Consider the following 9,942-nt stretch of genomic DNA (forward strand, 5'->3'; position numbering starts at 1 on the left):
CAGAACGAGCGTCGCGACCCGGCCGCGCGGTGCGCGCGCCGCACCCGCGACACTCAGCACCACCGTCGCCGCGGCCAGAACAACTACGCGCACCGCCACGGCGAGCGCGAATGGCGACTGCATGAACGTGACGGCCTCCGGCTGCCACTCACCGCCGTCGCCCGCAGAGCGGATCCACAAGAACTGCAGGACGAGCTGTGCGAGCGACGCGACGGCGGCCACCCCGACGCCGACGCGTGACCAGCGCACGAGCGTGCGGCGCTCGCGCGGACCGGCGCCCAGTAGCAGCGCCGGCGGCAGCAGCCCGAACGCCAGCACGAGCCCGAGATAGAGCACACCCTTCGCGACGCCGACACCCAGTGCCAGCGTCGCACTCGGAACCGGCGGTGCTGGCGGGGAGATGGTGGATGCCGGGACGCCGACACCGAACTGGATCGAACCGCCGACGGGATGAGTGTCGGACGAGACGACGCGCCAGCTCGCGATGTAGGCACCGACGGGCAGGTCGGCCGGGAGCGGGATCGTCAGCACGAGCCGCGCATCGTCCAGGGTCGCGGGGCCGGCCTCCACGTGCGCGCCATCGGCATCCAGCACCGATGCCGACTGGAGCAGACTGCTGAGGGTCACCGGCTCCGAGAAGGTCACCGTCACCGCCGTGGGTGCCGCGTCGAGCTCCGCGCCGTGTTCCGGCGTCGTGGCGACGACGGAGGCGTGCGCGCTCGCCGACTCGGCAGGTATCGCGACGAGCAGGATGCTGACGACGATCACTGCGAAGGCGGATGCGAGACGTTTCGCGAGCCTTCTCGGCATCCGGCCGCTCACGGCCGCGATCGCGACCTTGCCAGGCCGTTCACCGCGAGCCCCAGCGCGACCAGTGACGCGACGAGTGCCGCAACGGCGAGCCCGGTCGTCCAGTCGGCTGCGGTGTCACCCGACGGATCCGACGTCGCGGCGGCCTGGGCCGTCGGCTGCGCAGAGGCTTCCGCGTGTCCGTGCTCGTCACCGGATGCCGGCGATATCTCCAGCCGGGGCGCCGGATGTTCTGCCTCGACGCCTTCGTCGGCCTGCTCCACCCAGCTGACCTCCGTGCCGTCGGAGTAGGTCTGCACGGTCGGGAAGAAGAGCACCTCCACGTCGGGCAGCGGCCCGACCGATGCCTCGAACTCGCCGAACTCCTCCGGACCCAGGCCCTCGCCCGTGGCCGTCCACACGATCTCGGTGACGGCGTGTGTGACGGTGCCGCCGTGCGGGGCTTCGACGGGTTCGGGCAGCTCGGTCTCGACGAGGCGCGCGTCCCAGCCGTCGACGGGCTTGACCCGGACCGAGAGCAGGGGGGTATCGGCGGGGAGGTGCACGTCCACGCCGACCGTGCGTGCGGTGTCCGATTCGGTCGGCACGCGGAACGTCAGCACGGTGTAGCCGCCGGCCGTGGCGGACGGAGCTCCGACGGAGACGTGGGCGTGCGCGGCCGGCGCGATGGTGAGCAGCAGGGCCAAGGCGGCAGCGACACCCGCCGCGAGCCGGGCGGCGTTACGGCGGAACGGTCGCTGCGGTCGGCGTCGTGGCGGGTGAGACGTCGCGCCGCCGTCGGGCCTCATGAGACCGCCTGATCCGGCGCGCTCGCGGCTGCCTCCAGGTCGGCGTCCAGCAGCGCGAGGATATGATCCCGCAACCCGAGGAACGCCGGGGAGGACTGGTCGCGCGGACCCGAAAGTCTCGCCTCTCCGGACAGGTTTTCTCGCCCCAGCGGCGCGGCAGCGCCCTTGAAAAGCGGACGGGGGAGAACCACCTCGACGACCTCCCGCACGCGTGCGGGGCGCGGCGAGAAGACGACGATCCGGTCGGCGAGAGTGAGCGCCTCCGACACGTCGTGTGTGACGAGCACGGCGGTGAACCGGCGCTGCTCCCACAGCGACAGCAACTCGCCCTGCAGGATGCGCCGCGTGAGGGCGTCGAGCTTTCCCAGCGGCTCGTCCAGCAGCAGCACGGACGGGTCGCCCACGAGCGCTCGCGCGAGCGCCGTCCGCTGCGCCATGCCGCCCGAAAGCTGCGACGGCCACGCATCGGCGAACTCGGTCAGTCCGACGAGCTCGAGTGCCGCGTCGATGCGCCCCGCGGATTGCTTCAGGATGCCGCGGGCCTGCGGTCCCAGAGCCACGTTCTGTCGGACGGTGCGCCATGGCAGCAGCGTGGGGTCCTGGAACACCAGGGCGCGGTCGGGATCGGGGCCCGTGACGGGGCGCCCTCCTACGTACACGTCCCCGAAGAGCGGGCGGTCGAGCCCGGCGAGCAGGCGCAGCAGCGTCGACTTGCCGCTGCCGCTCGGGCCAACGAGCGCGACGAACTCACCGGGTCGCGCCGAGATCGACACGTCGTCGAGCACGAGCAGGTCGTTGTCTCCGCTGCGGAACGCTTGTGTGGCCCCGATCACATCGATCGCGGCGCCGGTGGTGGTGCCGATCGGTGTAGCAGTGGCGGCGGTCGCGGTCACCATCGGGTGAGCTCCTTCTCCCAGCGGAGCACGTGGTTGCGGATGCGGAACAGCAGGGTCAGCGCCAGGCCACAGACCACGACGAGCACGATGATGCCCGCGTACAGACCCGGGAAATCACCGAAGCCCTTCTTCCAGTTCAGGAAGTACCCGAGACCCGAGTTGACGCCGAAGTTCTCGGCCACCACGAGCGTCGCGAACGACGACCCCAATGCCATGAAGGCCCCCGTGAAGATGCTGGGCAGCGCGGCGGGCAGGCTCACCCGGAACACCAGGAACCAGCTCTTCGCCCCGAGGGTCTGCGCCACGTCGAAGTAGGAGCGCGGGGCGCTGAGGATGCCGGCGCGGGTGAGCACGGTGATCGGGAACCAGACGCTGAGGGCGATCATGAACACCGCCCCGGCGAACGAACTGGGCGAGAGCACGAACACGATCGGCACCCACGCGAGGGCGGGAACCGGACCGATGAAGATCAGGATCGGGTGCACCCAGTAGTTCGCCCACTGATACCAGCCGATGACGATGCCGGTCGCAAGTCCCGCGACGAGCCCCACGACGAAGCCGGTCGCGAGCAGTCCGAGTGAGCTCACGAGGCTGCGCCAGAGCAAGTCCCGCGAGTCCCACAGTCGCTCCAGGATCTCCTGCGGGGCGATGAGGTACGGCGGCGAGAACAGCAGCGTCTTCGACGTGCTGAAGATCCAGAACAGGAAGAACACACCCGAACCGAGCAGCCACGCGGCGCCGTGTGCGGCGCGCGCGTAAGCCCATGCGCCGATCCGCCCGCGGGTGCGCGAGACCGCCCACAACACCGCCCAGCCGACCGCGATCAGCAGCGCGATGACGATCGACGCGGCGTTGGCGCGCTCTATGTACTGCACGTCACGCAGTGGCAGCTGCGGATGGTTGGGGACGAACGCCGAGACGGCGGCGACGGCGATCCACGACAGGATGCCGAGGGTCAGCACGAGCGGGTCGATCCGTACCGGATGGATGACCTTCTCCAGGGCGGCGTGGATGCGGGCGGCATCCGGTGTCGGACCCGCAGGCGTGCCCGGCGCAGCGGCGGCGGCCGCGCGTGCGGTGAGAGTGTCTGTCATGACCGGTCTTAGAAGTTCAGGCCCAGGTCGACGAAAGCCTGGTCGGCGAGGGCCGCCGCGTCGGTGTCCTTGGGCAGGAATCCGGTCTTGATGTACTTCTCGATGCCGGGCTGCAATACGCTCTTGAGGTTCTTCGGTGAAGGGTCGAACGTGAGCGTCTCGAGGATCGGAATGATCTCCTTGGGTGTGCCGGCGACGTACTCCTTCTCCGACAGCAGATCGGCGGTCTCCTGATAGTGCGCTCCCGCCCACCGCGAGCCGTCCGCCCACAGCTCGACGAGCTTGGCCGCGGTGACAGGGTCTTCGCTGACGAAGGTGTTGTTCAGCACGACGGCGCAGCACGGCTGGTCGGAGTTGGCGCTCAGGCCGTTGTTGTTCGACAGCACGGTCGCCCAACCCTCTGTGACGCCCTCGATGATGGGCAGATAGCCACCGCCGGTGGCGATGGCATCCACCTTGTTCGTCTTGAGCGCCTCGGGCAGTAGCGGCTGCTCGATGACGACCCATTCGACCTCGCCGGCCTCGGGGCTCGAGTTGATTCCGACATCCAGCAGATCGAGCGAGAAGAAGTTCGTCGCCGAACCCTGCAGGTTGCTGACGCCGATCTTCTTGCCCTTCAGGTCGGAGACCTTCTTCACCGGGCCGTCGGTGAGGGTGTACAGATCGAGACAGCCGTAGTGCAGTCCGCCCGACAGCTTCACGGGTGTGCCGTTGTAGATCGGGCCCAAGTAGTTGAAGAAGATCCCGTTCGAAGCGATGTACTTACCTGAGCCCACGGCCTCGACGACGTTCTCACCGTCACCGGTCTTCTTGAGCACGACGTTGAGGCCGGCCTTCTCGAAGAGGCCGTTCTCATAGGCGATGACCAGCGGTGCTTCACAGACCCCGCTCGGCGACGTGAGCAACAACTCGCGGTCGGCCCACGACTTGGTGACGGTCAGGCCGTTCGCCGTGACGTTGGCGCGGTTCTGGCTCTGCAGGAACCACCAGGTGCCGAAGCCCCCTGCGGCGAGCACGGCAGCACCGACTCCGACGCCGGTGAGCAGCGCGCGCCGCGACACACCCTTCGAGGAGTCGGGGTCGGCGGTCGGTTCGGCGATCTGAGCGCCGCTGGGCAGCGTGGGTAGTGTGTTCGCCGTCGTCGTGGTGGTCTGGTCGGTCGGTGGCGTGATGGCCGGGTTCGTGTCGGCGGCGGGGGTCTCGGGCTCGCGCGGGGTGTCGGACATGGCGGTCTCCTCGAGTGGGGGCTGTGATGACGGGTTGGCGCGGGGGGCGCGTACGGACTCAGGCTAGGAACGCCCCGACGGGGTCCCCACCGGCGACGCAATGCGGGCACACACAACGTCACGTGGCGTCACATCCGCGCATATGTCGGCGTATGACTGCGATGGATGCCGAACGCCTTGCCACTACGTACTCTGACGCCCAGACCAGGCCCGGCATCCACCGAGTGACCTCGTGAGGCCCAAGGACCTCGTGAAGGAGAGGCAGCACGCCATGACTATCAGCGCCGACACCATCGCACCGCGCGCCATCGCGCGTGACCTGACCGACACGATCGGGTCGACTCCCCTCATCGCGTTGGGCAACTATGCCGCCGCGCGCGGCCTGAGCGCCCGCATTCTCGGCAAGGCAGAGTTCACCAACCCCGTCGGCAGCGTCAAGGACCGCATCGCCTGGGGCATCATCCGCGACGCGGAGGAGCAGGGCCTGCTGCAGCGCGGCGACCTCATCGTCGACATCACGAGCGGAAACACCGGCATCGCCCTCGCGGCGATCGCCGCCAGTCGCGGCTATCGGACGAAGTTCTATCTCGGTGACAACACTTCGCCCGATAAGCGCCGCATCCTCGAGGCCCTCGGTGCCGAGTTGGTGACCATTCCGAACAGTTTCTTTCTCGACCCTGACGCGCTCGAGAAGCTCTTCGCGCAGGCCGAGGCCGAGAACGAGGGTGCCTTCATCGCCAACCAGCTGGGCAATCCGGCCAATCCGCGCACGCACTACGAGACCACGGGGCCGGAGATCTGGCGCGACACCGACGGCGAGATCGACGTGCTCGTCGCTGGCGTGGGTACGGGTGGCACCGTCTCGGGGGCTGGCCGCTTTCTGAAGGAGAAGAAGCCGGGGCTACGGGTCGTGATCGCCGAGCCAGGCGACGCGTCGGTCCCCACCGAAGAAGACGAGTACCCCGACGAGATCGACGGAGTGCACAAGGTGCTCGACATCGAAGAGGAACGTCTGCCTCCGAACTATGACACGTCGATCGCCGACGAGGTGCTGCAGGTCGAGGCCGCTGACGCGTACGCGACCGCCCGCGCGCTGCTGCGCGAGGACGGGCTGTTCGTCGGGCCTTCCGCCGGGGCGACGGTGTGGGTGGCCACCCGGCTTGCCGAGCGCCCCGAACTGGCCGACGCAACGATCGTGGCGATTCTCCCCGACACCGGTGAGCGCTACCTTTCGGCGGGGGTCTTCTTTCCGAAGGCGTAGTCCGAAGCGTCAGTGCGCCGCTTCGGCTACGGTGGCGTGACGAATCGCGTCGGTCGGCGGACGTGCCGAGGTGCCGTCTTTCTAGAGTTGGCCATCACCGGTCGAGGGCCGAGAAAGAGGAGGCGGCGCGCCGAAATGACGGATGCCCTTGTCACGCCCATCCCCGTGTCTTCGTACGGCGCCGTCGTGCGTACAGCCACACCCGACGAGCATGCCGCGGTGGGCGAGCTCACCTATCGCGGCTTGGGTCATAGCGACGCCGCCCGTCCCGATCCCGCGCGCGAGGCGCTCCTGCGGGATGCCTCCGCGAGAGCTGCCGAGGGCGATCTGCTGGTGGCCGCTGATGCTGCGACGGGAGAGCTCCTGGGGACGGCGAGTCTGCTGCGTCCGGGCAGCAGGTTGTCTCGTCAGGCGAGGGGCGGCGAAGCCGAACTGCGCTTGCTCGCCGTTCTGCCTCGCGCGCGGCGATTCGGTGCGGGCTGGGCGCTCATGAGTGAGGCGATCGAGCGTGCCCGCGTGTGGGACGCGCCAGCCCTCGTGCTCGACACCGGCCCCGGCAACCACGCGTCGCAGCGCCTCTACCACCGCCTCGGGTTCCAGCGCGTGCCCGAGCGTGAGACGCTCCCCGCGTCACGCGGCGGGCACCTCGCGGTGTTCCGCTACGACCTCCGGGCGAGCGAGGGCCGAGGAGCACGAGACTTGGGTCGTGGTCGATCGCGTCGACGGACGACTGCTCGGCACCGTCACGACCGGGCGGCCTGGGGAGCAGATCACCCCGATCGGCCGCACCGGTGAACTCGACTTTCGCCTGCTCGGGGTGCATCCCGGGGCTCGCCGACGTGGGGTCGGGCGCCTGCTCACCGACCGCGTGCGCGTCTTCGACGACGGGCATGTCTCGCTCGCGTACGGGATCGACCTCGACCCCGACCGATCCGCGGCGCCGTAGATCGGCGCCCATCCGCGTGCTCGGGTGCGGCGGCGCGGTCTGTCATGCGACGCAATGGATCGTATTGCAGCGTCGCCGGCAGTTGCCGACGATCGGTGGGCCTGTTCTCATCGAAGCATGACCGCTATAGCCGTTCTCGTCGGAAACCCCCATCACTCGTCTCGTACTGCCCTCGTCGCCGAGGAGGTGGCCGTCCAGCTCGCGGAGCTGACGGGGGCAACGCTCCTGCCCACGATCGACCTTGCTTCATACGCCGACCGCGTCTTCGTCTTCCCTGATGCGAGAGTCTCGCATCCCCGAGGCAGACTCTCTCTCGCCCCACGGCGCGGCGCCACTGAAAAGCTGAGCCCGAGGTCGACGCGGTCGCCGAGGAGGCCGCTGCCGCCGACGTGCTGGTCGTCGCGAGCCCCACCTACAAAGCCGCATACACCGGTCTGCTCAAAGCGTTCCTCGACCGGTATGACTCCGGAGGGTTGGGTGGCGTCACCGCGATCCCGATTCTGACGATCGGATCGCCCGCCCACGCTCTCGCCGTCGAGCACACGCTGAGGCCACTTCTCGTGGAGCTCGGCGCCAGTGTGCCCACCCGGGGAATCGCCTTTCCCGCCGCCGAGACCGACGACCGCACTCGTATCGTCAAGGAGTGGCTCGACGGACAGCTCGCGAGCCTGGAGTCCTTGCTTCCGCGCGCGGCGTAAGTCGCGCCTCGCAGCTGCTCCTCGACACCGGGGAGCGCTACCTGTCCGCCGGGGTCTTCTTCCCGAAGGCGTAGAGTTACGCCGCATGAGAGTACTCGTCGTCGGTGCGAGCGGGCACGTCGGGCGGGTTGCCGTTGCCGCGCTCGCCGAAGGCAACGACATCGTTGCCGTGAGCAGGTCAACCGAACCTTCGGTCGATGTGACTGATCCGTCGAGCATCGAGCGGCTCTTCGAGGTGCTCGGCCCGTTCGACGCGATCGTGTCGGCGATCGGCAGTGTGCCGTTTCTCCCCCTGGATCAGCTCAGTCGCGAAGACTACCTCTCGGCCTTTCGGGGCAAGGTCCTCAGTCAACTCGACCTCGTGCGCATCGGTGAGCCCCATATGCGGGATGGCGGATCGTTCACCCTCACGAGTGGCATCCTGTCCCGAGTCGCGATCGCGACGGGTTCTGCAGCCGCGATGGCGAACGGGGCGTTGGAGTCGTTCGTGCTCGCCGCGGCCCGAGAGTTGCCGCGCGGCATCCGCATCAATGTCGTCAGCCCCAGCGTTCTCGAAGACGCGCCGGCCTACCACGACGCGTTCCCGGGGTTCATCCCGGTGACGTCGCGGGCGGTCGGAGCGGCCTTCGTCCGCTCCGTGCGGGGTGTTGAGACGGGCGTCACGTTCGCCGTCGACTAACGCGAAAGTCTCGTGAGGTTTATGCGGCGAGGGGGGTGAGTTCCACGTTGTATCCGAGGGCGTGGAGTTGTCGGAGGGCGCGGGTTTTGGTGTGTTCGGGGTCGCGGGTGTAGTGGTCGGGGCCGTGGTCTTCCCAGGCGGTGCCGGTGGTGAGCATGTGCCAGACGCCGGTGAGGATCGCTCGTTCGGTCGCGACAAGGGCTTTCAGTTTTCCGCGCCGGGCGGCGATGTTGCGATACCGGGGCGCGAGGTGGGATGTCTTGGAGCGGATCGCGGCCATCGCCGCGACGCCGAGCGCGCCTTTCAGGTATGGGTTACCGGGGCGGGTGTGGGCGGATTTCACCCGCCCAGCGGACTCGTTATGCCCAGGGCAGACGCCAGCCCAGGAGGCCAGGTGCCCGGCGGTTTCGAACACGGTCATGTCGGCCCCGGTCTCGGCGATGATCACGTCCGCGACCTTCTGCGACACTCCCGGGATCGTCGTCAACGCGTCCCGGACGGACCGAAACGGGGCCATCGCCTCCTCGATCCGCGCGTCCAAGCGGTCGATCCGGTGCTGAGACTGGTCGATCGCGGCGAGGTACTCACCGATCATGAACGCGTGGTGATCGCCGAACCGGAACGCGCGCAACGCCTCGGCCAGCTCGACGGTTTTCTTCGACAGCGAGCCTTTCGCGAACGAGGCAAGCACTTCCGGGTTCCGTTCCCCGGCCACGAGCGCGTCCAGCATCAACCGTGCGGAGACCCCGAGCAGGTCGGTGACAATGCCGGACAGCTTGATGCCGGTGGACTCGAGGAACTTCTCCAACCGTTGCTTCGCCCGGGACTGCTCCTGCACCGCGTGAGAACGCGCCCGCGTCAGATCCCGCAGCTCCCGCACCGGCTCCGGGGGCACGAACGCCGCCCGCAGCAGCCCGTGCGCACCCAACTGCGCCAACCACGCCGCATCCGACACATCAGTCTTACGCCCTGGGATGTTCCTGGCCTGCTTCGCGTTCACGAGCATCACCGGAAGCCCGGCATCTTCCATCAGATAGTAGAACGGCTTCCAGTAATCCCCGGTCGCCTCCATCACCACCACCGTCACCCCGGCCTCCCGCAGATGCTCCGAAAGCTCGGTGATCTGCCCCACCCTCGCGCCCCACGTCGTCACCGTCGTGGTGAACGTGCCCGCCCGCTTCCCGGGAACCCGGATCGCGACCTTCGCATCCCGCTTGGAGACATCCATCCCCGCAGCCCGCTCATGCACCACATCCATCCCTCTACGCTCCATCCCCTCAATGACATCGACACCGGCCACGGGAGAGGGCAAGGACAAAATCAGGAATCTAACGCTCGCGCTCGAAGGCAGCAATCCACGGTTCCCACGGCGCCCTCCCTGTCACACTGACTCACGAACTCCAACGCACCAAGCAGCGACCGACATCACCCCACGACCAGCACCCCCAGCATCCCGCCAACCAACGCCACAAGACAAGAGAAGCAACCACCCCATGCTTTCCCACCCCCACGACGGGCCGCGCCAGCGGCCACGAGTCACTGAT

General features: G+C 68.3%; 11 protein-coding genes. 5 read left to right on the top strand and 6 right to left on the bottom strand.

Annotation, left to right across the window (positions count from 1 at the left end):
- The 5 genes from WBP48_RS05620 to WBP48_RS05640 all read right to left on the bottom strand — a co-directional run.
- On the bottom strand, positions 1 to 810 hold an 810-nt coding region (locus WBP48_RS05620; protein WP_424437338.1), incomplete at its 3' end, for a copper resistance CopC family protein.
- Positions 811 to 818: 8 nt separating this feature from the next.
- Positions 819 to 1,598 carry a YcnI family protein gene (locus tag WBP48_RS05625; protein ID WP_424437341.1) on the bottom strand — a complete coding sequence of 260 codons (780 nt, stop codon included), beginning with the start codon at positions 1,596 to 1,598 and terminating at the stop codon, positions 819 to 821.
- Positions 1,595 to 2,494, bottom strand: coding sequence for an ABC transporter ATP-binding protein (locus WBP48_RS05630; protein WP_424437344.1), 900 nt, complete (start codon positions 2,492 to 2,494; stop codon positions 1,595 to 1,597). Before WBP48_RS05630 ends, WBP48_RS05625 begins: the two co-directional genes overlap by 4 nt.
- Positions 2,488 to 3,588 (bottom strand): ABC transporter permease, encoded by a 1,101-nt coding sequence (locus WBP48_RS05635; protein ID WP_424437347.1) that lies wholly within the window; start codon positions 3,586 to 3,588, stop codon positions 2,488 to 2,490. The genes WBP48_RS05630 and WBP48_RS05635 overlap by 7 nt, the downstream gene beginning before the upstream one ends.
- Positions 3,589 to 3,596: 8 nt before the next feature.
- Complete coding sequence (locus WBP48_RS05640) at positions 3,597 to 4,814, bottom strand: ABC transporter substrate-binding protein (RefSeq protein WP_424437350.1); 1,218 nt, start codon at positions 4,812 to 4,814, stop codon at positions 3,597 to 3,599.
- A gap of 271 nt (positions 4,815 to 5,085) precedes the next feature.
- Here WBP48_RS05640 and WBP48_RS05645 point away from each other — a divergent pair, with 271 nt between their 5' ends.
- The 5 genes from WBP48_RS05645 (at position 5,086) to WBP48_RS05665 (ending at position 8,398) form a co-directional block, all read left to right on the top strand.
- A complete protein-coding gene (locus tag WBP48_RS05645; RefSeq protein WP_424437353.1) occupies positions 5,086 to 6,075 on the top strand; it encodes a PLP-dependent cysteine synthase family protein in 990 nt (329 codons plus the stop codon).
- 135 nt (positions 6,076 to 6,210) lie between these two features.
- Positions 6,211 to 6,870 carry an N-acetyltransferase family protein gene (locus WBP48_RS05650; protein WP_424437356.1) on the top strand — a complete coding sequence of 220 codons (660 nt, stop codon included), beginning with the start codon at positions 6,211 to 6,213 and terminating at the stop codon, positions 6,868 to 6,870.
- Positions 6,782 to 7,021, top strand: coding sequence for a hypothetical protein (locus WBP48_RS05655; RefSeq protein WP_424437359.1), 240 nt, complete (start codon positions 6,782 to 6,784; stop codon positions 7,019 to 7,021). Before WBP48_RS05650 ends, WBP48_RS05655 begins: the two co-directional genes overlap by 89 nt.
- 389 nt (positions 7,022 to 7,410) lie before the next feature.
- Positions 7,411 to 7,719: an NADPH-dependent FMN reductase gene (locus WBP48_RS05660; protein WP_424437362.1), complete on the top strand. Its 309-nt coding sequence runs from the start codon at positions 7,411 to 7,413 to the stop codon at positions 7,717 to 7,719.
- 85 nt (positions 7,720 to 7,804) lie between these two features.
- On the top strand, positions 7,805 to 8,398 hold the full coding sequence (locus tag WBP48_RS05665) for a short chain dehydrogenase (RefSeq protein WP_424437365.1): 594 nt from the start codon (positions 7,805 to 7,807) through the stop codon (positions 8,396 to 8,398).
- A 19-nt stretch (positions 8,399 to 8,417) separates the two neighbouring features.
- Here WBP48_RS05665 and WBP48_RS05670 read toward each other — a convergent pair whose 3' ends face one another.
- Entirely contained in the window at positions 8,418 to 9,656 is a 1,239-nt protein-coding gene (locus tag WBP48_RS05670) for an IS110 family transposase (protein WP_424437368.1), read from the bottom strand.
- Positions 9,657 to 9,942: the final 286 nt, after the last annotated feature.

Origin of the sequence: Microbacterium sp. (genome assembly GCF_049661145.1) — a bacterium.
Taxonomy (GTDB): domain Bacteria; phylum Actinomycetota; class Actinomycetes; order Actinomycetales; family Microbacteriaceae; genus Microbacterium.

Coding starts and splice junctions, on each gene's coding strand:
- WBP48_RS05640 (WP_424437350.1), bottom strand. CDS start 4,814: ATGTCCGACACCCCGCGCGAGCCCGAGACCCCCGCCGCCGACACGAAC.
- WBP48_RS05625 (WP_424437341.1), bottom strand. CDS start 1,598: ATGAGGCCCGACGGCGGCGCGACGTCTCACCCGCCACGACGCCGACCG.
- WBP48_RS05645 (WP_424437353.1), top strand. CDS start 5,086: ATGACTATCAGCGCCGACACCATCGCACCGCGCGCCATCGCGCGTGAC.
- WBP48_RS05635 (WP_424437347.1), bottom strand. CDS start 3,588: ATGACAGACACTCTCACCGCACGCGCGGCCGCCGCCGCTGCGCCGGGC.
- WBP48_RS05650 (WP_424437356.1), top strand. CDS start 6,211: ATGACGGATGCCCTTGTCACGCCCATCCCCGTGTCTTCGTACGGCGCC.
- WBP48_RS05670 (WP_424437368.1), bottom strand. CDS start 9,656: ATGGATGTGGTGCATGAGCGGGCTGCGGGGATGGATGTCTCCAAGCGG.
- WBP48_RS05665 (WP_424437365.1), top strand. CDS start 7,805: ATGAGAGTACTCGTCGTCGGTGCGAGCGGGCACGTCGGGCGGGTTGCC.
- WBP48_RS05630 (WP_424437344.1), bottom strand. CDS start 2,494: ATGGTGACCGCGACCGCCGCCACTGCTACACCGATCGGCACCACCACC.